Origin of the sequence: Winogradskyella wandonensis, assembly GCF_004346845.1 — a bacterium.
Classification (GTDB): domain Bacteria; phylum Bacteroidota; class Bacteroidia; order Flavobacteriales; family Flavobacteriaceae; genus Winogradskyella; species Winogradskyella wandonensis.
In genome coordinates this window covers 125,881-146,804 of sequence record NZ_SMGI01000005.1, presented here as the reverse complement: position 1 = coordinate 146,804, position 20,924 = coordinate 125,881, and the positions used below count along the sequence as shown (strand labels likewise).

At 33.3% G+C, this 20,924-nt stretch carries 26 protein-coding genes and 1 tRNA gene; 6 read left to right on the top strand and 21 right to left on the bottom strand.

The features are described 5' to 3' along the window. A partial coding sequence (locus tag DFQ05_RS12995; protein ID WP_132705993.1) for a hypothetical protein occupies positions 1-202 on the bottom strand: 202 nt, incomplete at its 3' end. A 90-nt stretch (positions 203-292) separates the two neighbouring features. Here DFQ05_RS12995 and DFQ05_RS12990 point away from each other — a divergent pair. Beyond that, positions 293-670: a hypothetical protein gene (locus tag DFQ05_RS12990; RefSeq protein ID WP_132705991.1), complete on the top strand. Its 378-nt coding sequence runs from the start codon at positions 293-295 to the stop codon at positions 668-670. 1,159 nt (positions 671-1,829) lie between these two features. On the opposite strand, the gene DFQ05_RS12985 is transcribed toward DFQ05_RS12990, so the two are convergent. From DFQ05_RS12985 to DFQ05_RS12975, 3 genes are all read right to left on the bottom strand, one after another. Beyond that, complete coding sequence (locus DFQ05_RS12985) at positions 1,830-2,477, bottom strand: hypothetical protein (protein ID WP_132705989.1); 648 nt, start codon at positions 2,475-2,477, stop codon at positions 1,830-1,832. Continuing rightward, positions 2,474-3,799, bottom strand: a complete 1,326-nt coding sequence (locus tag DFQ05_RS12980; protein WP_132705987.1) for a tyrosine-type recombinase/integrase — start codon at positions 3,797-3,799, stop codon at positions 2,474-2,476. Before DFQ05_RS12980 ends, DFQ05_RS12985 begins: the two co-directional genes overlap by 4 nt. A 55-nt stretch (positions 3,800-3,854) precedes the next feature. Then, positions 3,855-3,928: transfer RNA gene (locus DFQ05_RS12975), tRNA-Met, on the bottom strand. A gap of 128 nt (positions 3,929-4,056) precedes the next feature. Between DFQ05_RS12975 and DFQ05_RS12970 the strand changes: the two genes are divergently transcribed. Beyond that, complete coding sequence (locus tag DFQ05_RS12970; RefSeq protein ID WP_073087326.1) at positions 4,057-4,449, top strand: START-like domain-containing protein; 393 nt, start codon at positions 4,057-4,059, stop codon at positions 4,447-4,449. A 52-nt stretch (positions 4,450-4,501) separates the two neighbouring features. Next, complete coding sequence (locus DFQ05_RS12965; RefSeq protein ID WP_132705985.1) at positions 4,502-5,353, top strand: aminotransferase class IV; 852 nt, start codon at positions 4,502-4,504, stop codon at positions 5,351-5,353. On the opposite strand, the gene DFQ05_RS12960 is transcribed toward DFQ05_RS12965, so the two are convergent. The 5 genes from DFQ05_RS12960 to DFQ05_RS12940 all read right to left on the bottom strand — a co-directional run bounded on the left by DFQ05_RS12960 (position 5,350) and on the right by DFQ05_RS12940 (position 9,892). Beyond that, positions 5,350-5,904, bottom strand: a complete 555-nt coding sequence (locus DFQ05_RS12960) for a YqgE/AlgH family protein (RefSeq protein WP_132705983.1) — start codon at positions 5,902-5,904, stop codon at positions 5,350-5,352. The two genes, DFQ05_RS12965 and DFQ05_RS12960, sit on opposite strands and share 4 nt — an antisense overlap. Before the next feature lie 128 nt (positions 5,905-6,032). Then, the gene (locus DFQ05_RS12955) at positions 6,033-6,305 is read right to left on the bottom strand and encodes an HU family DNA-binding protein (protein ID WP_132705981.1); all 273 of its coding nucleotides are present in this window, start codon (positions 6,303-6,305) and stop codon (positions 6,033-6,035) included. Between the two features lie 194 nt (positions 6,306-6,499). Beyond that, on the bottom strand, positions 6,500-7,459 hold the full coding sequence (gene fmt, locus DFQ05_RS12950) for a methionyl-tRNA formyltransferase (RefSeq protein WP_132705979.1): 960 nt from the start codon (positions 7,457-7,459) through the stop codon (positions 6,500-6,502). After that, on the bottom strand, positions 7,456-9,351 hold the full coding sequence (locus DFQ05_RS12945) for a RecQ family ATP-dependent DNA helicase (protein WP_132705977.1): 1,896 nt from the start codon (positions 9,349-9,351) through the stop codon (positions 7,456-7,458). The genes fmt and DFQ05_RS12945 overlap by 4 nt, the downstream gene beginning before the upstream one ends. A gap of 1 nt (position 9,352) precedes the next feature. After that, complete coding sequence (locus tag DFQ05_RS12940) at positions 9,353-9,892, bottom strand: AAA family ATPase (protein WP_132705975.1); 540 nt, start codon at positions 9,890-9,892, stop codon at positions 9,353-9,355. Positions 9,893-9,981: 89 nt separating this feature from the next. On the opposite strand from DFQ05_RS12940, the gene DFQ05_RS12935 reads away from it, so the two are divergent. The 3 genes from DFQ05_RS12935 (at position 9,982) to murA (ending at position 12,334) form a co-directional block, all read left to right on the top strand. Then, positions 9,982-10,275, top strand: coding sequence for a YbeD family protein (locus tag DFQ05_RS12935; RefSeq protein WP_132705973.1), 294 nt, complete (start codon positions 9,982-9,984; stop codon positions 10,273-10,275). Positions 10,276-10,363: 88 nt separating this feature from the next. Then, a complete protein-coding gene (locus tag DFQ05_RS12930; protein ID WP_132705971.1) occupies positions 10,364-11,011 on the top strand; it encodes a DUF4290 domain-containing protein in 648 nt (215 codons plus the stop codon). A gap of 6 nt (positions 11,012-11,017) precedes the next feature. Continuing rightward, positions 11,018-12,334 (top strand): UDP-N-acetylglucosamine 1-carboxyvinyltransferase, encoded by a 1,317-nt coding sequence (gene murA, locus DFQ05_RS12925; protein ID WP_132705969.1) that lies wholly within the window; start codon positions 11,018-11,020, stop codon positions 12,332-12,334. A gap of 171 nt (positions 12,335-12,505) precedes the next feature. On the opposite strand, the gene DFQ05_RS12920 is transcribed toward murA, so the two are convergent. From DFQ05_RS12920 to DFQ05_RS12865, 12 genes are all read right to left on the bottom strand, one after another. Beyond that, positions 12,506-13,810 carry a cryptochrome/photolyase family protein gene (locus DFQ05_RS12920; RefSeq protein ID WP_132705967.1) on the bottom strand — a complete coding sequence of 435 codons (1,305 nt, stop codon included), beginning with the start codon at positions 13,808-13,810 and terminating at the stop codon, positions 12,506-12,508. A gap of 14 nt (positions 13,811-13,824) precedes the next feature. Further along, a complete protein-coding gene (locus DFQ05_RS12915) occupies positions 13,825-14,289 on the bottom strand; it encodes an SRPBCC family protein (RefSeq protein WP_132705965.1) in 465 nt (154 codons plus the stop codon). A 15-nt stretch (positions 14,290-14,304) separates the two neighbouring features. Beyond that, complete coding sequence (locus DFQ05_RS12910) at positions 14,305-14,769, bottom strand: TspO/MBR family protein (RefSeq protein WP_132705963.1); 465 nt, start codon at positions 14,767-14,769, stop codon at positions 14,305-14,307. A 2-nt stretch (positions 14,770-14,771) separates the two neighbouring features. Then, the gene (locus DFQ05_RS12905) at positions 14,772-14,939 is read right to left on the bottom strand and encodes a Lacal_2735 family protein (RefSeq protein WP_132705961.1); all 168 of its coding nucleotides are present in this window, start codon (positions 14,937-14,939) and stop codon (positions 14,772-14,774) included. 7 nt (positions 14,940-14,946) lie between these two features. Then, positions 14,947-15,486 (bottom strand): glutathione peroxidase, encoded by a 540-nt coding sequence (locus DFQ05_RS12900; RefSeq protein WP_132705959.1) that lies wholly within the window; start codon positions 15,484-15,486, stop codon positions 14,947-14,949. Positions 15,487-15,489: 3 nt separating this feature from the next. Further along, entirely contained in the window at positions 15,490-16,173 is a 684-nt protein-coding gene (locus DFQ05_RS12895; protein WP_132705957.1) for an SDR family NAD(P)-dependent oxidoreductase, read from the bottom strand. 2 nt (positions 16,174-16,175) lie between these two features. Then, positions 16,176-16,403, bottom strand: a complete 228-nt coding sequence (locus DFQ05_RS12890; protein WP_132705955.1) for a hypothetical protein — start codon at positions 16,401-16,403, stop codon at positions 16,176-16,178. Between the two features lie 3 nt (positions 16,404-16,406). Continuing rightward, complete coding sequence (folE, locus tag DFQ05_RS12885; RefSeq protein ID WP_132705953.1) at positions 16,407-17,099, bottom strand: GTP cyclohydrolase I FolE; 693 nt, start codon at positions 17,097-17,099, stop codon at positions 16,407-16,409. A gap of 55 nt (positions 17,100-17,154) precedes the next feature. Beyond that, complete coding sequence (locus tag DFQ05_RS12880; RefSeq protein ID WP_132705951.1) at positions 17,155-17,427, bottom strand: TIGR03643 family protein; 273 nt, start codon at positions 17,425-17,427, stop codon at positions 17,155-17,157. Then, complete coding sequence (locus tag DFQ05_RS12875; RefSeq protein WP_132705949.1) at positions 17,428-17,853, bottom strand: hypothetical protein; 426 nt, start codon at positions 17,851-17,853, stop codon at positions 17,428-17,430. Between the two features lie 97 nt (positions 17,854-17,950). Continuing rightward, entirely contained in the window at positions 17,951-19,444 is a 1,494-nt protein-coding gene (locus DFQ05_RS12870; protein ID WP_132705947.1) for a cryptochrome/deoxyribodipyrimidine photo-lyase family protein, read from the bottom strand. Beyond that, positions 19,437-20,924: a cryptochrome/photolyase family protein gene (locus DFQ05_RS12865; protein ID WP_132705945.1), complete on the bottom strand. Its 1,488-nt coding sequence runs from the start codon at positions 20,922-20,924 to the stop codon at positions 19,437-19,439. The genes DFQ05_RS12870 and DFQ05_RS12865 overlap by 8 nt, the downstream gene beginning before the upstream one ends.

The following is a 20,924-nucleotide window of genomic DNA, read 5'->3' as shown; positions in this document are numbered from 1 at the left end:
TATCTCTAAAATAGTTAAAGAGCTCATTTATAACAGTGTCATAGTATTTAATATAGAAAGTGTTATTTTTCTTACCCTGTTTTATACCATAGAATCCTTTGATATAGTCTTTAACTTCAGATGAATTATTGAAATGGATAACAACATAGTCCGTATTGTTGTGCTTTACAGGTTCTAATTTTATGGTTGTTCTATTTTTCATATCATTTTTGTCAAAAATATCAATTGAAAAACTGATAGTAGTACTATATTCGATTATTTTACGTATAATATACTGTTAATAATAGAATTTATGCGATTAGTAAAAAATTGTCTTTACTGTAATAAGGAGTTAATTGGTAGAATAGATAAAAAGTATTGTGACCCTCAATGCAAAAGTTCTCACCAATACCAAAGAGAAAAACAAAAGCCAAAGCGCTTCTATAATAAAGTAGATAACCAATTACGCTTAAACCGAAAGTTATTGAAAGAATATAATAGAGCAGGGAAGGCGACAGTGCGAAGTGGTATTCTAATAAAAGAAGGCTTTAATCCAAAATTTTTCACGCACTATTGGAAAAATCAAAAAGGAGATGTTTACTTTTTTGTTTATGAATACGGTTTTTTAAAACGAAAAGAGAACGGAATTGAAAAATATGTACTTATACAGTGGCAGGATTATATGAATTAGTAAATACTAAGAAGTAACCTGAAACCTCATAATAAAACTTTAATGACCCACATTAATGCATAATTCACAGAAATTTTTACCGACAAGGCATTCACATAGTACCGAAAAACATTGTATTATTTCGTTTTAATAATAACACTTTAATTATTGCAGCACTTAAATTCTTTTTTATAGCCTTTACAATTCTTTAAAATATGTTTAACAGTTACTCAATATTAAAAGTCAGAGACTAATTAAGTGATTAACAACATTTTTTTTTCGCTGCTATTGTAGTTATGTTTTACTCATTGGAGAAACAATAAATAATAATACTCCCAGTATTATTATAATTATTGTTGGCATCGTACAACACTACATAATTAAATTTTATCAGCAGCAATGGTTTTTATTGTTGTTGCTTTAGAGGTATTTGAAATCTCAGTTAGGATTTCGTTTGTAATAATCAAATATTATAATAATTCTTATAACTACATAATACTATTTGATTAAATTTTTATCAGGAGCAATGGTTTTTTGTCCTTACTGTTTTAAACAGGATACCTTTTTAGGAAACTATGTATGAACCAAAATATTATAATAATTATTGTTTTAATATTAGTATTAGATTTAATCAAAAAATCAGCAACGAATTTTTTGTTTATTGGTATTTCAAATTTTTGAGAGGTTTTCGTTGGTAATAATCGAATATTATAATAATTCTTATAACTGTATAACACTATTTAATTCAAGTTTTATCAGCAGCAATGGTTTTTTTGTCTTTGCTGTTTTGAAAATATTTTTTTTAGGGAAACTGCAAATGAACCTAAATATTATAATAATTATTGTTTTGATAACAACATTAGAGTTAATCAAAAAATCAGGAACACTATTTTTTGTTGCTGTTTTGTTGGTATTTACAGTTTTTAAGAGGCTATAAATGGCAATTACCAGAGTATTATTATAATTGTCCTTATCACTGTATGGTAATATTCAAATTAATTTTATCAGCAACAACAATGATGTTTTTCAATGTTCGTTGTTTTTTTTGTTTTTGTTTTGTTTTTTTTGCTTTTTTTTTGTTGCTCTTTTTTTGTTGTTGTTATCAATAGTTTAGTTTAAATGAATATGCTCATTCCATTCTATAATAATAATAATAATAATAATAATAATAATAATAATTCTATTGTTTGATATTAAAAACTGTTTTCAACAGATACTTATCAGCATCAGCTTCCGTCAACAACACTCTATTATTATTATTATAATTATTTGTGTTGCTACCTAGTTTTTTAACTTTCGAGTTATAGGCTTTCAATCTATTATTTATTGTTTCTTTACTTTCTTCCTCGTTAATAAATCTTATCAATTTAGGAAATTGCCTTATCAATTCTAATTGATGGTCTCTAAGAGCGTTTTTCTGAGTTTTGAGAGTTGATTGCATAACCTTCGAATAACCTTTCACTTGATGCTTCGCATTGTCCGATAACCACTGGCTAGACCACAACCAAGATTTTAGTTCATTATTATAATTTGTTAATAGGTAGTCAAAAGACTTGCTATCTAGTTTTGACTTTAATTCCAGCAATTGAAATATATTAGACTTTAGCAATTTTTGTTTTTCTAAAATGGCATAATCATCAATTCCCTCTTTATAGTTTGAAACCCTATTGTCTTTATCTAAAAAGAAGAGTTGTTTTATAAATCCAATGTCTTCAAGTTGTTGTTTAATATCGTCGGATTCATCTTCTACTAGCTTATCTGGTAAAAAGAAAAGAACGGGCAACCGAATACTATCAATCAATGCTTGCATATCTTTATTTAAACTCATAGTAACTCTGAATAATCTTGTGGTAATTCCGCATCAATATCTCTTAGGTATTTTTCTAAAGCAGACATTGTCGCGTGACCTGTAATAAGCATGAGTTTACTTTTTGCGGCGTAAGGTGAACTGTCTTTAGCTAAAGCTCTATATAACTTGGTTATAAACGTATGTCTAAAACTGTATAGTCCATAGTTATCATTAAATCCAAATTCGTCTTTGATTACCTTTTTAAAACGGTTGGTAAAATAACCTCTTCTATTTACTTCTGTGGTGTCCCATTGTTTGCCAAAGCCATTAGGTGTAAATAAAAGCGCATTAGGGTCTAGTTTTGATAAGTCTGGAAGTTCAGATAGTAATATCTCTGGAATAATCTTGGTTTTAAATGCTTTATTCTTTGCTTGAAACTGGACTATATTTTGTTCTAGATTTAAGTCTTTTACTTTAAGCCTACACACTTCTATTGGGCGTAAAAGATTATAAGAAATAAACTTTATGAACAACAACAATACTTTATCGTTTTTTTCAAGATAATTAAATATCATTTCTTGCTCTTTGGCCGAATAGGTTTTATTCTTTTGAGGTGTAGCTTGTAGTGGCTTTATCCGTTTAATGAAGTTTACAGAAATCAGTTCGTTATCTTCTAAACTCTGAAAAATACTTCCTAAACAGGTGCGGTAATTATTTCTATTTCTTGCTGATGTACTTTGCAAAACTGAGTTTAAGAAAGCAATAACATGTTTCTTTTCTAACTGATTAATGGTATTAATATCAGGGTAATTTGTATCTAAGTATTCAATCAGTTTATTACATCTGCTTTTATAGTCTGAAAGGGTAGATGCACCGACCACATTCTTTTTAATACTCAAAGCAAAATCAAAAGCTTCTGAAATTGTTTTTTCTTTTTTAAGATGCTCTAGTGTATTGTCAATATTAGATAAACTAGATGATGTTTTATTAGCAACAAAATTGTTTCTCTTTTTTGTTGCTTGTTGATTAGCCTTTCTTTTTTCGTAAAGTTCTTGGTTATCGGCATAAGGGTTAAAACCTTCATGAAGTAGCTTAGAGAGACGTTTTTTATAGATATTTAAAATATAGTAACGTTCTGATTTGGTTTTATAACGATTTGTCTTTCCATAGATGTTTTTACAGCGTTCCTTTTTTCCAGTCTTTGGATTAACAAAAGTGAAATAAACATACCAACGTTTGGTTAAATCACCTTTGGCATCGTAAATCTTAGGTTCTGAAAATAGACTTTTGTGTTCGGGTTTGTGTTCCAAATCGTGTTCATTTTGGACTTCTAAGGTAATTAAATCATAAATAGTTTGCATAAAAAAACGGTTTAGAGTGAACTAAACCGTTGACGTTTCTACGAAACTTGCTTTGTAGCGAGACCGAGATTTGAACTCGGGACCTCCGGGTTATGAATCCGACGCTCTAACCAACTGAGCTATCTCGCCAAATTTGGCTGCAAATATATAAACAAAATCTACTCAAGCAAACATATTGTTTCTAAAAAAAATATTTTCTGCATTAAGTTTTAAACTACGCTAATATTATATATATTGAGCACATAATAAATTGTTTTATGGACGATAAGATTAAATACGAATTAGAGTTTCCAATACACGCTTCACCTTCGTTATTGTTTCAATATATTTCTACGCCATCAGGTTTATCGGAGTGGTATGCAGATAATGTAAATAGTAGAGGCGAATTATTTACCTTTATTTGGGATGGAAGTGAAGAACAGGCGAAACTCCTAGTTAAAAAAAGTGGAGAACGTGTTAAATTTAGATGGTTAGAGGACGAAGAGGAAGGAAGTTCTTGCTATTTTGAAATTAGAATTCAAGTCGATGAAATTACTAAAGACGTTTCGCTTATGGTCACCGATTTTGCCGAAGAAGACGAAATAGACGAATCTAAGATGCTATGGGAAAACATGATAGGAAGTCTAAAACAAGTTTTAGGTTCTGCATAGTAAAATAAACATACAACACTTATCTTTGTCCCGATTTTAATCGGGATTTTTTATGATAAACACTAATGGCAAGTTAGTTTTAGAAACAGACGGAAAAATTAGCCTAGAAAACAGAGGCTATAAATACGGTGATGCACTTTTCGAAACCATACGCGTTGTCAATGGACAGATTCTTTTTTTAGAAGACCATTATTTTAGATTAATGTCTTCTATGCGTATTCTACGCATGGATATCCCAATGAATTATACCATGGAGTTTTTTGAAGAAGAAATTCTTAAAACCGTAGAAGCAAATCCAAGTCTGAATAAATCTGCAAGAGTACGGTTGAATGTCGATAGAGGTGAAGGAGGAAAGTATCTACCAAATCACAGTGCAATACCGTCGTTTTATATAATTGTAGAGCCACTGCAGAATCTTTTTTATCAAGTACATCCGTTCGAAGATTATCGTGTGGATTTGTATAAAGATTTTTATGTTGCTCCTAATTTACTCTCTGGGCTTAAATCTAATAATAAAGCAATTCAAGTAATTGGTAGTATCTATGCGAAAGAAAACGACCTTTCTAATTGTCTAGTTTTAAATACAGACAAATCAATAATAGAAGCCTTAAATGGAAACTTGTTTTTGGTAAAAGGTGACGCCATAAAAACACCACCTTTAGAAGATGGCTGCTTAAAAGGTGTTATGCGAAAGCAGATTTTAAGCTTGTTGCAGAATAATCCTAACTATACTATTGAAGAATCTTCGATTTCTCCATTTGAATTACAAAAAGCAGACGAGCTATTTATTACCAACACAATAGTAGGTATACAATCTATAGGAAGTTACAGGAAAAAGAGTTATGGTAACACTGCAGCTAAAGATTTATTGCAGATGCTTAACGTAAGACTAAGACTGTCTTAATTGTAACTTGGATTCTCCGGCGCGTTAGACCAAATAGAATATTCGCCACCCATTTCGAGCATTTTTTCTTTCCAAAATTCGGTACAGCATTTTGAAATTATTCCATTACTGTAGGTGTTTTTGGTAACTACCCAGGCGTGAGAGTCTAACTCATCACTTAATTGCTTTTCTGCCCAGCCCGAATACCCTAGAAAGAATTTAATATCCTCGCAGTTTAGTTTTTTAGAATTGATTAAGTCTAAAACCGTTTTAAAATCGCCACCCCAAAAAATACCTTCAGAAATTTCGATACTATCTGGTATTAAGTTAGGCGATTTGTGTATAAAGTAAAGGTTGTCTTGTTCTACTGGACCACCGTTATAGATAGGAAAATCAGAATCTGTGCCTTCTACTAAATCGCTTAGATTGTATTCTAATTTCTTATTGAGAATGAATCCAACAGAGCCTAGGTCGTTATGGTCTGCTAAAAGCACAACAGCTCTATTAAAGGAAAGGTCTCCTATAATAGATGGTTCTGCGATTAAAAGGCTTCCTTTTTCTGGCTTTTTCACGGTTGATGTAGGAAATTACTAATGAAATATACTAATAATTGTCCTAAAATCAATCATTTAATGTTAAATTTTAAGTAAATAAAAAAGCCTGCTAAAAAGCAGGCTTTAGTATTGTAAACAAAATAAGCTTAGTTTACAGCATCGCTTAAGTCAGAACCTGCCTTAAACTTCACTACATTTTTAGCTTTGATTTTTATTGTTTTTCCAGTTTGTGGGTTTCTTCCGTCTCTCGCAGCTCTTCTAGAAACTGACCAAGAACCAAATCCTACTAAAGATACGCGGTTACCTTTTTGTAAAGCACCTTCGATATCAATTAATAAACCGTCTAATGCTTTCTTAGCTGCAGCTTTTGTAATACCTGCATTTTCAGCCATGCTGTTGATTAAATCTGTTTTGTTCATAAAATGTTAAATTTAAATTATTAAATGTTTTGCTTTCAACATAAATGTTAAAATCAGTAACAAATTTATACGTATTAACGTGTCATGCAAGTAAAACCCTAGTAAATACGCGGTTTTGTTAATAACTTGATGCATTTGTTAATAAAGGTGTGCATTTTATCGATGTTTTCTCAAAGCCTAGTGATAATAAGGGTTTAGAGCAGTTTTGCATTTTCTTCAAATTTATAGCCATTCAATAATGCTTTTGCACTCATTTTTTTCTTGTTAGGAAGTTGTAATTCTTTAATATTAATGAATCCATTTTTACATGCCACTTTAATTTCATTTTCCTCAATTTTAAGTGTGCCGTTTTTGTAATTATGTAATTCTTCTAGTTTTGAAACGTCGTAGATTTTAATGGGAAGATTTTCGCTCTCACCATTATTTAAATAACACCAAGCTGTAGGAAAGGGATTTAAGCCTCGTATCTTATTATATATGGTATCAAGATTTTGGCTCCAATCTATTTTACAATTATCTCTGTTAAGTTTGTAGGCTGTTTTTAACTCTTCTGTTTGCGGCTGTAAAATGGTTTTTACATTATCATTTTCTATTAGCTCTATTGTTTTTATAACCAAGTGACTCCCAAGATGCATTAGTTTATCATGCAGTTGTCCCACTGTTTCGTCTTTTGCAATAGATATTTCCTCTTTAAGAATAATTGCACCGGTATCAATTTTTTCGTCAATAAAAAAGGTAGTGACTCCAGTTTTTTCTTCACCATTAATAATAGCCCAATGAATTGGCGCAGCACCACGATAATTTGGTAAAAGTGATGCATGGAGATTAAATGTGCCATACTCTGGCATTTGCCAAACGATTTTTGGTAACATTCTAAAAGCAACAACGATTTGCAGATTGGCATTTAGAGCTTTTAAGTCTTCAATAAAGTCTTCTGATTTTAAATTTGTAGGCTGCAATACTTTTAAATTGTGTTTTACCGCAAATTCCTTAACTGCGGAGGATTGTAGTTTTCTACCACGACCAGCAGGTCTGTCTGGGGCAGTAATAACACCCACAACCTTATAATTATGTTCTAGAATAGTTTTTAAGGTTTCCACCGCAAAATCTGGTGTGCCCATAAAGACTATTCGTATATCGCGCTTTTTTGTCATTTTAGTAAATATGTATTTCTATCAGTAATCTTAATGGTCTCTTGCTCCAAAAGTAGAGCTATACTTTTTAGTAATTCAGTTTGCTCACATTGCAAAGCACTTAAAAGTTCTCTGGATGAGTGCTCTTTAGTTTTTAGCAATTCTATAATTTCTTTTTGAATTTCAGAATCTGTTTTTTTTGAATTATTTGAGCTATCAGCTAAGCATACTGAACACTTTCCACAATTCTCGGCAGAAGATTCATCAAAATAGGTTAGCAGCTGAATTTGTTTACACAGCGAATCGTTTTTGGTGTAATTAATTACCGAAGCAATTTGCTGACGTTTTAAGTTATTTTGCTGCTCGATAATAGGAATAATAGGATTAATTGTTTTTTCGTCTTCTCGAGGTTTAATAAATGTAATTTCCGAATCTGTATTAGCTATTTTTAAGTCTATTATACCATGAATTTCTAAATCTTTAAGAATTTCTAATAACTGATTTGTAGTTGTCTCCGCTTTAGAAGCTACCAAATCTACATTTATTTTAGTAGGATAATCTAAGATACCGCCATAAGTTCTAAGTAGTGCTTTTATAGGCTTGTTTTGATGTTTATTTTGCTCTAGATAATGAAATATGGCAGCATTAGTTACTTTAAATTGTACGGTTGTTTTAAAATTAAATTGCTGATTGAGCGAAATAATGCTATTACTATCCAACACTCTTAAGGCGTTATAGGTTAAGCCTGCTTTTAGCTGATAAATATTGCAAAAGGTCTTAAAATTAAGTTGATGAATTGTATGTTGACCTTCACCATAAGAAATCTGAAAATAGTTGCACAGTTTTTTATAGACATATTTTACCGCATCAACTGATGGTAACGCACTTAGAAATTGAGATTTTAACTTCTCTTCGTCGATATTTTTTTTTAGAATTACCGCTAAAGCGTCTTGTCCATTACGGCCAGCTCTACCGGCTTCTTGATAATAACTTTCTAAACTTTCTGGTAAATTATAATGGATGATACTTTTTACATCGGCTTTATCAATTCCCATACCAAAGGCAGTAGTAGCTACCATAATTGGTTTTTGATTTCTTGTCCACTCGTTTAAACGTGTTGTTTTTTCGGTAGTTGTAAGCCCTCCATGATAGTAAGTAGCTTCAAACCCTTTAGAACTAAGATAGTTGCTCACACTTAAGGCAGCTTTTCTGCTTCTTACATACACAATCGAAGCTCCAGGATTTTGACATAATGTCTGTTCTAGATAATAATTTTTATCTTCAGTATTTATAACACGGTAACTAATATTAGTTCTTTTAAATGAAGCTCTAAAGACTTTGGCATCTATAAAATCTAAAGAATTAATAATGTCGTCAACAACTTTAGATTTTGCAGTTGCAGTGAGCGCTATACAATTTACAGTAGGTTGTAATTCTCTTAGTGTCGATATCGTTTTATAGGCTGGTCTAAAATCGTTACCCCATTGGCTTATGCAATGGGCTTCGTCCACAGCAATAAGATTTACGTTCATTTGCTGTATACGTTCTTGTACCAGACTTTGCTGTAGACGTTCTGGAGAAAGGTAAAGAAATTTATAGTTTCCGTAGATGCAATTATCTAGTTGAGTATCTAAATCGGTATAAGATAGGCCAGAAGAAATAGCTATAGCTTTAATGCCTTTTTGCTTTAATGTATTTACTTGGTCTTGCATTAAGGCAACAAGTGGAGATATTACAATACAGATGCCAGGTTTTATTAAAGCAGGGATTTGAAAGCAAATGGATTTTCCGCCTCCAGTAGGCAAAAGCGCAAATGTGTCGTTATTTTCCAGTACAGACGTGATTATTTCTTCCTGTAAAGGACGAAAAGAGCTATGTTGCCAATAACGTTCTAATACTTCAATTGGATGCATATTACAAATCTAAAGTCTGTAATATAAAGTTAACCCTTTCTTCCACAGTCCCAAACGGAACTTCGTTTAATTCATAACCAAAATTACTATAGGTTTCTTGCAAGTGTTGGTATATGCTAATAGACTGTTCAAAATTTTCGTAGCGTTCGCTATCGGGTTTAAAAATAGCTTCCCAAGGTGGTAATATAAAAACCGCATCGTAAGAATGCGTCTTGCAAGCTTCGATAAAATGATTGGGATAATCGTCTCCTATAAAATCCATATAAGCCAGGACATCGGGGAGACCTCTGTCTAAAAAAACAACCTTAGTTGTTTCCTTGGATGCTTTATAATATTGTTCCCTTCTGCCTTCTAGTAGTTTTTGGCTAAATAACAAGGGTTCAGTTAAAAACAATTGTTCAATGCCATCTTGCCTTGCTTGTAGCGTTACTTGCCTAGAAATCTCTTCATAGCAGATGTAGTTTTTATCTAATAAACAATTGATGATGGACGTTTTTCCTGTACCTGGGCCACCAGTTATGGCAATTTTTTTCGGATTCAAATTAAAAAACAGTTTGGCACAAAATTCGTAATTAAAAATTAAATAAAAACTATAAAGTTAAACGTATCTTTGCATCTTAAATTATTGCTATGAATTCATCAAAAAAATCAGAAGCGTTCTATAAAAAATTAAAAGTACAATTACAGGATACTGCAATGTGGCCGTCGGAGTACTTGTATAAGTTTATTGTACCAACCAATGGCGAAGAGATTAAAAAACTAGGAAATCTTTTTAATAACCTTGGTGCAGTAATTACAACTAAAGAATCTAAAAATGGCACTTATACAAGCGTCTCTGTAAATGTTAAGATGAAAAGCCCTGACGCTGTAATTATAAAGTACAAGGAAGTTGCTGCAAAAATAGAGAATGTAATTTCTTTATAATTTTGGCGTAGCTATCTAAATTTTTGTACTTTGCGACAGAACCAGTAACTACAGGTTCATAACATATTTACTACACATTTTTACAATTTTGATAGACGATTTAGAGTACAACACGGAGCGTGAGCATTTAATTATTCCAGAATACGGACGCCATCTTCAAAAGATGATTAATCACGCAAAATCTCGAGAGACCAAAGAAGAGCGAAACAAGCTGGCTAAGGCTATTATCTCTGTAATGGGTAATTTACAACCACATTTAAGAGACGTTCCGGATTTTCAACACAAATTATGGGATCAGCTTTTTATAATGGCGGATTTCGATATCGATGTCGATTCGCCTTATGATAAGCCAGAACGCGAAGTTATACAAGCACGTCCTGAGCCATTAAAATACCCACAGAATCACCCTAAATATCGTTTTTACGGCAATAATATTAAAACGATGATAGATGTTGCAATTACATGGGACGAAGGCGAAATGAAAGAGGCTTTGGTCTATACTATTGCTAACCATATGAAAAAGTGTTTTCTTAATTGGAATAAAGACACTGTAGAGGATTCTGTAATTTACGACCATCTTTACGAACTATCCAATGGTAAACTTAATCTAAAAGAAAGTTCAGAGGATTTAACAGACTCGGGGAGTTTATTGCGCGTTAAATCCAAATACGGAAACAAAAGCAGTAAAAAAACCAATAACAAAAAGAAATATTCCAATAATAGAAAACGTTACTAAAAACGTATGGGAACATTTAAAATAGAAGGTGGTCACCAACTTAAAGGTAGTATAACACCACAAGGTGCAAAAAACGAAGCATTACAAATTCTTTGTGCCGTATTACTCACTCCAGAAAAAATTACAATTAGTAACATTCCAGATATTGTAGATGTTAACAAACTAATTAAACTCTTAGAGAACCTTGGTGTAGAAATCGAAAAATTAGATTCGAATACCTATTCATTTAAAGCAGAAAACATTAAGCTAGATTATTTAGAGTCTGAAGCTTTTAAAGTTGAAGGTAGAGGCCTAAGAGGTTCTATAATGATTGTTGGTCCGTTACTAGCTCGTTTTGGTAAAGGTTATATTCCAAAACCAGGAGGCGATAAAATTGGTCGTCGTCGTTTAGATACCCATTTTGAAGGCTTTATAAAACTAGGCGCTAAATTTCGTTATAATAGAGAAGACTACTTCTACGGTGTCGAGGCACATGAGCTTCACGGAACATATATGTTATTAGATGAAGCTTCTGTAACAGGAACGGCAAATATTGTAATGGCCGCGGTTTTAGCAAAAGGCACAACAACAATCTACAACGCAGCTTGCGAACCGTATTTACAGCAATTATGTAAAATGCTGAATAGAATGGGCGCTAAAATATCAGGCGTTGGTTCCAACCTACTAACAATTGAAGGTGTTGAAAGTTTAGGTGGTACAAACCATAGAATGTTACCAGATATGATTGAAATCGGTAGCTGGATTGGTCTTGCGGCAATGACCAAGAGCGAACTTACAATCAAAGACGTGAGTTGGGACGATTTGGGTGTGATTCCAAGTGTGTTTCGTAAAATAGGAATTACCGTAGAGCGTCAAGGCGATGACATTCATATTCCTGCGCATACGGATGGTTACGAGATTCAAAGCTACATAGACGGTTCTATTTTAACCATAGCGGATGCACCTTGGCCAGGTTTTACCCCAGACTTATTAAGTATCGTTCTTACAGTTTTAATACAGGCTAGAGGAAGTGCTGTCGTACATCAAAAAATGTTCGAAAGTCGTTTGTTCTTCGTGGATAAGCTGATAGATATGGGTGCAAAGATTATTTTGTGTGATCCTCATAGAGCAACGGTTATAGGTCATGATTTTAAATCGCAATTAAAAGCAACTACGATGACGTCTCCAGATATTAGAGCAGGAGTTTCTTTGTTGATAGCAGCATTATCTGCTAAAGGCACGTCTATAATTCATAATATTGAGCAAATAGACCGTGGTTACGAAAATATAGATACCCGACTTCGAGCTATAGGTGCTAAAATTGAGCGTTTAGAAGGCAACTAAAAAAGTAAAAAGCTCTGAAAATCAGAGCTTTTTGAATTGTTTTTTGAAATGGTTATTCCGTCTTTAGACTTTACAGTCTGATTTTGTAACGCTCAATAATCTGTTATATTGTATTCAACTGCAATAATTTAACAAATTTTTAAAAATTTATATTTTAAGACTTTCCTAAAACTAACTTACAGCAGCTTTGTAAACCTCTAGGCAACGCTCGCGTGCTTCTTTATGGTCAACCATTTTTTCTGGGTAGCTATCGGTGTCAATATCCTCAACCCAAGTTTTAATATACTCTCTGTTTTTATCAAATTTATCTATTTGTGTAGTAGGATTAAAAATTCTAAAATAAGGAGCGGCATCCACACCAGAACCCGCAACCCATTGCCAGTTGCCAACATTACTTGCCATTTCGTAATCGTGGAGTTTTTCTGCAAAATAAGCTTCGCCCCAACGCCAATCTATCAACAAATGTTTACACAGAAAGCTGCCCACGAGCATACGTACGCGGTTGTGCATAAAACCAGTTTTATTTAATTGTCGCATCCCAGCATCCACAAGTGGGTATCCTGTCTTGCCTTCGCACCATTTTTTAAAGTCATCTTCATTATTTCGCCATTCTATGCGGTCATATTTAGATTTAAAGGCTTTATCCTTAGTTTCTGGATAATGCCATAAGATTTGCATAAAAAATTCGCGCCAAATTAATTCTTTCATGAAGGTGTTGTTCTCCTCATTCATGGCTTTTTTCATCATTTTTCTTACGCTTACTGTACCAAAGCGAAGATGAGGTCCCAAGCGAGATGTATTATCTTTCGCCGGGAAATTACGTGTGGCTTCATACTCTTGTATAAGTGTAGGCGTTACTTCGTATGGAGCAATGTCTTGCGACGATTTTACAAATCCCGTATCGGATAATGACAAATTTGGTAATCTGGAGTTTTTTACCAAATTATCTAAATGCTGACTAGTATAATGAATTTTTAAATCATAATCTTTAAAGTTTTCTAACCATGTTTTGGAATATGGTGTGTAAACAACGTATGGGTCGCCATCTTGTTTTACAACTTCACTTTTCTCGAAAATAACTTGGTCTTTAAATGTTAAAAATTGGATACCTTTTGAGTCTAGAAATTCTTGAATCTTACTATCGCGTTGTCTTGCATAAGGCTCGTAATCTCTATTGGTAAAGACTTTATCAATCTCATAATCTTCCGTAAGCTGCTTGTATATTTCCAAAGGTGTCCCGTAAAACATAGCAATACTGCTGTCGTATTCCTGTTGAAGTGTTTGCCTCATGTCTTGCAGTGTTTGGTGTATAAACGTTACCCTCGCATCGTCTTCATGAAGTTTATCTAGTATTTCTTTATCGAAAATAAAAATAGGAAGAACAGGATTTTCGTCTTTTAAAGCTTCTAAAAAGCCAACATTATCGTCTAGTCTTAAATCGCGTCTAAACCAAAATATATTTAAAGGTTGTTTCATATTACTAAATGTCTTTATTGGTAACTACCGAAAATTTTTTCCATCTGGGTTTTTCGATATTCGAAGATAGATTCGAGTTTTGGTTTTACTAAAATAGGATGCATGAGCTGACCTATAATTCCCAATGGCACTTTATAATCTATAATATCTTCCATTTCTACGCCACCCTTAATTTCGTGTACAAAATGTTTGTGATGCCAAAAACTATAAGGCCCATATAATTGGTCATCTACAAAATAGGATTTGTGTTTGTATTGTGTAATCTCACTCACCCATTTGGTCTTAATTCCTGCAACAGGCGTAACGCTATATTGCAAAACTTGTCCTGCATACATTGGTCTGTCTGCACCAGATATAATTTTCATCTGCATCTCTGGTGGTGTAAGTTTAGAAAGGTTTGCAGGATTACATAAAAAATCCCAAGCTTCATCAAGAGAAATTGGTAATTTTTGTGTTTTATGCAGTGTATATATTTTCATTTAAATAGGTTTCGTTTAATTATATAAAACAACATAACCATTGAGTGATGTTGCAACGCAAAGCCATATAATATAAGGGAGAAGAAGATATTTTGCGTACTTAAGCCTATCATTTCTAAAGGTTATAAAGAAATAAATGATAAGAAGTGTTAAAAGTGAAATAATTAGCAGGCCAAGTCCGGCTAGGTGTTGGTTAAAGAAAAACCAATTCCAACTTACATTAAGTAAAACTTCTATACTAAATAAAATCCACAAAAATTTTGAAGCTCTGTTGTGAAATAACTCTGCAAGATACCAAGAGAAACAAAGCATTATAAAGGTCCATGCAGCTCCAAAAACCCAACCTGGTGGAGTCCATGGTGCTTTGTTTAAGTTGTTGTACCAATCTCCAGTAGAACCACCATCCATTAACCAGCTACCTAGAGCAAGACCTCCAAAGTTAATGACTAAGAAGATTGTAACGTATTGGAGTTTTTTCAAAATTAAGATTTTAAAGCCTCAATTTCCTTTAGTACCTTTTCTGCTTCAGCATATTTCTTATCACTCTCGGCTCTGTTTGTTGTTGATAGGCGATGCCAGTCTGCCATTAGTTTTTCGTATTTCTTCTGAAGCTTATCTAATTCTGATGTTTTTTTAAAAAGTCCAAACATGGTATTACTATTTTAAATATGAGGTAATTCTAGAATTCGTTGGCTTTGTAATAGAGTAGAAGTAGTCTAGAAATTCGCCTTCTTCGTCGATTAAATACTTCTGAAAATTCCATTTTACCGTAGTATTCTGTTTTCCATTAATAGCTTTTTTTGTTAGCCATCTGTAAAGCGGATGTTGATTTTCTCCTTTTACATCGATTTTCTCGGTTATTAAAAACGAAACACCATAATTAACTTGGCAAAATTCTTGAATATCACTGTTACTCCCAGGTTCTTGCTTTCCAAACTGATTACATGGAACACCAATAACCACAACTTTATCAGAATAAGTGTCATGTAGTTCTTGCAACTCACGATACTGTGGTGTAAAACCGCATTTAGAGGCTACATTTACAAAGAGGATTTTTTTGCCCTTGAACTCGGATAAATCAATCTTATTACCTTGTAAAGAATTGATAGCAATATCATATAAAGATTCTGTTGCATTTTGCTTAATATTTTTGTCTGATGCTGTTAGTGTACCAACGAAAGCTTTTATCGGATTCATAAGTTATATCTTAAAACTAGTTATACCACAATCCATCTTAAAGACTTGTCCGGATAAGGAAGCGGCTTTATCTGATAGTAAAAATGTAGCCATATCCGCTACCTCTTGAGGTTGCAAATATTTTTTTAACGGGTGACGGTCTTTCATATTTTCTATCATACGCTCATTTCGCAATAATTTAGATGCTAAATCGGTGTCTGTAACAGTAGGTGCAATTGCATTAACTCTAACCGTTGGTGCTAATTCTGCCCCAAGAGATTTTGTTAATCCTTCTACCGCTGATTTAGATGCCGCTACAGAAGCATGAAATGGCATACCTAAATCTGAAGCTACGGTGCTAAAAAAAACAACTGCAGGATTAGTCCCGTTTTTTAAAGCAGGTAAATAAGCATGCATAGCTTTAACTGCTCCAATGACATTAATCTCGAAATCTTCTTTAAAATCCTCTACGCTAAGTCTGTTAATTGGTTTTAGGTTGATACTTCCTGGACAATAAACAAGGCCATCAACTTCATTAATCTCAGGTAAGTCTTCATTAATAACATCGCACGTATGGTGTGTAAGATTATTGTGCTCTTTTTCTGGAGCTGACCTACTTATATTAATTACCTCGTGCTGTTCTAAAAGATTATTTATTATGGCTTTACCAATACCTTTACTACCACCTATTACTATATATTTACCCATGATTATGCTGCTGTTAAAGGTCGTCCTTTAAGTCGCTTCTCTATTTTTTGTTTGATTACTGTTAGACGCTTCATTAAATCCATTAATTTTGCATCTTTCTTTTTTTTGTATACTTCATTTACAGCAAGAATTATTTCTTTAGCTTCTCTCGCTGCTAAAATTCTGTCACTTGTGGTCTTGAAAGAAAACTTTCTATTTTCGAATTCAATTGCTCTTTTAATTGCATCCATAGTTTAACTGTTTATATAATTTTGAAGTTCATTAATTTTTTCTGAGGTATTAAAAATACCGCCGTAATAGGTTGTTACTGTTGCAGAAGTATTGTCTTTAACGCCTCTGGACGAAACACATAAGTGCTTTGCGTCGATAATAACAGCTACATCTTCTGTGCCCAATACCGTCTTAAGTTCGTTAGCTATTTGCTGAGTTAATCGTTCTTGAACTTGTGGGCGCTTTGCGTAATATTGCACAATTCGGTTAAGCTTAGATAAACCAATCACTTTTCCAGAGGATACATAAGCCACGTGTGCTTTACCTATAATTGGAACAAAGTGATGTTCGCAATTAGAATAGAAGGTAATATCTTTTTCCACTAGCATTTGGTTGTACTGATACTTATTATCGAACAATGCCACTTTAGGTTTATTTTTTGGGTCTAAGCCCGAAAATATTTCTTCGATATACATTTTTGCAACTCGGTCTGGTGTACCTTTTAACGAGTCGTCTGTTAAATCAAGGCCTAAAACGTCCATGATTTCTGAAAATAAAATGGAGATGCGCTCTTTCTTTTCTTCGTTAGACATATCAAAAGCGTTAGGCTTCATTGGTGTGTCTAGACTTGTAAATAAATGGTCGTCCCCGATGTCTTCAATTGTAAAGCCATTTAAAGCATGACCATTTGTTTTGGTAAGTGTTTCTGTTTTCATAGAATCTTTTTAATGTGCTGTCTTTAAGTACTCCAAGCTTAAATCAAAGCACGGTTTATCGTTTTGATATAGAGTTGTTCGAAATTGTTCGCTGACGAGAGCATTTAAATCTGCCCTCGTCAAAATTTCGTTTTTTTTGATGTTTTGTTGCTCTTCCTTGTACGCGTGCTCTCCACATTCTAAAGCTGCTAGGCTTCATCTCACGTCGCATTAGGTCTATTACTTCTTGTTCTTTTAAACCAAACTGAAAGTTTATGGCATCGAAAGTTGTTCGGTCTTCCCAAGCCATTTCAATTATTCGGTCTATATCACGAGTTGTTAATTCCATTTATTGAGGCATGCTGTATGCCATATCGTATTTTACTTTTTCGTCTAAAAGCTTATCAAAAAACTTCTTATTTTCTTTAAACGTTTTATTATCTCTAAAATGAACAAAACGTCCCTGAGCATGAATACTACTGCCATTTGTTTTGTAAATAACCAATTGATAATAGGGAATAATCCAAGTAAAGTTTTTTAAGCCCTGATTAATCATTATTAAAATACCCTTTGGTCGTAATTCAATATTACCATAATTGATATCCGAAACAACATTCATCATTAATTTCATGTTTGGGCTTACCTCGTCAATTATCATACGCTTGCTGCCCACACCATTCATCTTCAACTTCTGTACCAAAGAAAACTCTGAACCAACTAAGTCAGCTATAAGTTGTTTGTGTTCGGAATTAAAGTGTGTAGTATTTAATATCATAACTACTCAAAATTACAAATGTTTAACCTTTTATAATAATAGTTAAACAAAAATTAACAGAGAATTATGATTGTCCAAATCTGTGCTGTTGTCTGGACTAATCTGTTCTTAACATGCGATTTCTGTCGCTAATTGTATGTCGTTTTAATATTCTAAAACTTTCGCGAATAACATCTGGGTCTTTTTTCATATTCCAAAGAATATCACTCGCTTTTTTACGATTTTCTTTAATATCTACAATGGGTTTAGGATAGTCTTTACCCAATTCAAAATTATAAAAAGCGGACTCCATAGGTGTCATAAGGTAAGGCTCGTGAATAAAAGGTGTATCTAAATGTGCTAATTCTGGCACCCATTTTTTAATAAAAGTAGCATCTGGGTCGTGTTTAAGACTGTTAGTTGTAGGATTGTAGATTCTTAGATTATTTATACCTGTTTCGCCTGCTTGCATCTGCAATTGAGGAAAATGAATACCAGGTTCGAAGTCTAAGAATTGTTGTGACAAATGCGCTGAAGCATCTTGCCATGGTTGCCAAAGAATATGTGTAAAAAACGAAGCTAACATAGCTCGCATTCTAAAATTAACGTATCCCGTCTCTATAAGACAGCGCATACTTGCATCTACCAAGGGGAAGCCAGTTTGTCCTTCTCGCCAAGCTCTTTGGTACTTTTCTGAAACACTTTTTTTAAGCTTTTGGTAACCTTTATTCACACTCGCATGCTCCATAGTGTGCTCCATTTCAAACTTTTGAATAAAGTGTGCTTGCCAGCGTAAACGTGATAAAAATGCCCCAATGTGTCGCCTGTCTGTACTTTGCTGTTTTACCTCTTGACCTTTCTGAAAAATTTGCCGTATCGACACATTTCCCCAAGAAATATAAGGCGATAATCGGCTACAACTTGTTCTTGAATATTCTGGTTTAGATATATTGAACATATAGTCTTTATGTCGGCTTTCAAAAAAAGAATCGGCATATTTCCATGCTGTTGTGCTGCCTCCTTTTTGGAACTGGGTTTCCTTTGGTGTTTCTAAATTGGTAGGATTTAAAATAGTTTCTAAGGCTTTTAAATCTTCAAGATTAAGAAAATCAGTTGGTTGCGCATTAAACTTAAAAAGAGGTTCAGCCATGTAAGCTTCCCAATTTTCAAACCAATTATCTCTATTAACCAGGCCTCGTTCTACACCATTGTTTTTAGTTTCTATCCAATTAATAAGATTATTTCGGCAATAGCGTTTAAATTCTTTATCTCTGTTAAAGGTTGCCAAAATTCCTGTTTCAACATGAGAAAATATCGTCTCTATTTTATAAACCGATTGGATTTGATTTAAAATACTAAAGACATCGCCAGTAACGCTTAAAATACTCGTGTTCAGAGTTTCTAATCTAGAATTGATATCTCTAATCGATTCTTTTATAAAGTTGAAATGCCGCTCACTATAATGTGGGTCGTTAAGGATAAAATTCTCAAAAGAATAGAGCAGTAACACACGATTTTTTGTTTCGAGTGCTCTGAAAAGCGCCTCATTATCTTCTAACCTTAAATCGCGTTTAAACCAAACAACATCTATATGTTCTTTAATTTTAGGCATTATCTAGAGTTTCAAAGAATTTTTCTGCTGCATCAAAGTGGCCTTCTAAGGTCTTTTTATTCATTCGGTCTAAATTGCCCAAAAGCATTCCCAATCTAGGATTTCCAGAAAAGAAATCACGGTGTTTATCCATAAACGTCCAAAACAAGCCGTCCCAAGTGGTTTCCCAATCGGCTTTACCATAATTACTCATTTTTTTAATGTAATTACTACTGCTGATGTATGGTTTTGTGGACATTAAACCACCATCTGCATAAAGACTCATACCGTAAACATTTGGCACCATAACCCAATCGTAAGCATCGATAAATAGTTCCATAAACCATTGGTAGACCTCGTCTGGGTCAAATTCGCACAATACCATAAAATTGCCTAGAATCATAAGACGTTCTATATGGTGTGCGTAAGCGGTTTTATTCACTTTTTTAATCACATCGTCAACGGGCTGTATTCCTGTTGTACCATCATAAAAAGATGAAGGGATTTTCCGTTTAAAATCCCAAAAGTTTTTGGTACGTTCTTCTGTACCTTTTGCTTCGTAAACACCTCTTATAAATTCTCTCCAACCAAGTATCTGTCGTACAAAACCTTCTGTAGAATTTATAGGAACATCATTTTCTTCGGCATAATCTAATGCTTTATCTATAACGTCTATAGGATTTAAAAGGCCAACATTAATAAGAGGCGAAAGCAAGCTATGATTTAAGAAATGTTCTTCTTTTACAATCGCATCTTCGTAAGCTCCAAACTCGTGAAAACGCTGCTCAAAAAATTGTTGTAACCAAGCTTCAGCAGATTCAAAATTTATGGGGTAAACGATATAGTCGTTAAGTTCACCATAATTTTTATCGAAGTTGTCTTTTACATATTCTTCAGCTTCTTTATGGAATTTAGTTTTGTCAGGAAATTGAATACTAGGTGGTGTTTTATCTTTTGGATATTTCTTCCGGTTTTCGCCATCAAAAGTCCATTTATCACCTTTTGGCTCATCACCATTCATTAAAATATTTCTGTCTTTGCGTTCATTTTTGTAGAACGAGGTTTGAAAGAATTTCTTTTTCGATGGTTTAAAAAATGAGCTTAATAAATCGTCTTTTTTATTGATGAACAACGGATTGTTATACCAAACGATGTCTATATCGCCACTACTTTCGTTAATGTGTTTTTCTAACCAATTGTCGGTTGGGTCGATGATATGTACAGTCTCAAAGCCTTCATCCTTTAAATGCGGAAGTAATTCTCTGATATCACTCAGTTTTTCTGTGGCACTGATGTAATTAACTTCAATGTCCTTGGACTCCAAGTAATTGGCATACGCTTTCATAGTTGCGCGATGAAACGCAATTTTCTGTTTGTGAAATTTATATTGATTAAAAAACAGATACTCTTCTACCAAATAGACAGCATCAATCTGGTCTAAAACTTCTGATGTTTTAAAGAGTTGATGTGGAAATATGATTTGAATTTGTTTCTTGCTCAT

Bases quoted from the DNA above. Each gene is read 5' to 3' on its own strand.
- DFQ05_RS12990 (WP_132705991.1), top strand. From the start codon at position 293: ATGCGATTAGTAAAAAATTGTCTTTACTGTAATAAGGAGTTAATTGGT.
- DFQ05_RS12985 (WP_132705989.1), bottom strand. From the start codon at position 2,477: ATGAGTTTAAATAAAGATATGCAAGCATTGATTGATAGTATTCGGTTG.
- DFQ05_RS12980 (WP_132705987.1), bottom strand. From the start codon at position 3,799: ATGCAAACTATTTATGATTTAATTACCTTAGAAGTCCAAAATGAACAC.
- DFQ05_RS12970 (WP_073087326.1), top strand. From the start codon at position 4,057: ATGGACGATAAGATTAAATACGAATTAGAGTTTCCAATACACGCTTCA.
- DFQ05_RS12965 (WP_132705985.1), top strand. From the start codon at position 4,502: ATGATAAACACTAATGGCAAGTTAGTTTTAGAAACAGACGGAAAAATT.
- DFQ05_RS12955 (WP_132705981.1), bottom strand. From the start codon at position 6,305: ATGAACAAAACAGATTTAATCAACAGCATGGCTGAAAATGCAGGTATT.
- fmt (WP_132705979.1), bottom strand. From the start codon at position 7,459: ATGACAAAAAAGCGCGATATACGAATAGTCTTTATGGGCACACCAGAT.
- DFQ05_RS12945 (WP_132705977.1), bottom strand. From the start codon at position 9,351: ATGCATCCAATTGAAGTATTAGAACGTTATTGGCAACATAGCTCTTTT.
- DFQ05_RS12935 (WP_132705973.1), top strand. From the start codon at position 9,982: ATGAATTCATCAAAAAAATCAGAAGCGTTCTATAAAAAATTAAAAGTA.
- murA (WP_132705969.1), top strand. From the start codon at position 11,018: ATGGGAACATTTAAAATAGAAGGTGGTCACCAACTTAAAGGTAGTATA.
- DFQ05_RS12920 (WP_132705967.1), bottom strand. From the start codon at position 13,810: ATGAAACAACCTTTAAATATATTTTGGTTTAGACGCGATTTAAGACTA.
- DFQ05_RS12915 (WP_132705965.1), bottom strand. From the start codon at position 14,289: ATGAAAATATATACACTGCATAAAACACAAAAATTACCAATTTCTCTT.
- DFQ05_RS12905 (WP_132705961.1), bottom strand. From the start codon at position 14,939: ATGTTTGGACTTTTTAAAAAAACATCAGAATTAGATAAGCTTCAGAAG.
- DFQ05_RS12900 (WP_132705959.1), bottom strand. From the start codon at position 15,486: ATGAATCCGATAAAAGCTTTCGTTGGTACACTAACAGCATCAGACAAA.
- DFQ05_RS12895 (WP_132705957.1), bottom strand. From the start codon at position 16,173: ATGGGTAAATATATAGTAATAGGTGGTAGTAAAGGTATTGGTAAAGCC.
- DFQ05_RS12890 (WP_132705955.1), bottom strand. From the start codon at position 16,403: ATGGATGCAATTAAAAGAGCAATTGAATTCGAAAATAGAAAGTTTTCT.
- folE (WP_132705953.1), bottom strand. From the start codon at position 17,099: ATGAAAACAGAAACACTTACCAAAACAAATGGTCATGCTTTAAATGGC.
- DFQ05_RS12880 (WP_132705951.1), bottom strand. From the start codon at position 17,427: ATGGAATTAACAACTCGTGATATAGACCGAATAATTGAAATGGCTTGG.
- DFQ05_RS12875 (WP_132705949.1), bottom strand. From the start codon at position 17,853: ATGATATTAAATACTACACACTTTAATTCCGAACACAAACAACTTATA.
- DFQ05_RS12870 (WP_132705947.1), bottom strand. From the start codon at position 19,444: ATGCCTAAAATTAAAGAACATATAGATGTTGTTTGGTTTAAACGCGAT.
- DFQ05_RS12865 (WP_132705945.1), bottom strand. From the start codon at position 20,924: ATGAGCAAGAAACAAATTCAAATCATATTTCCACATCAACTCTTTAAA.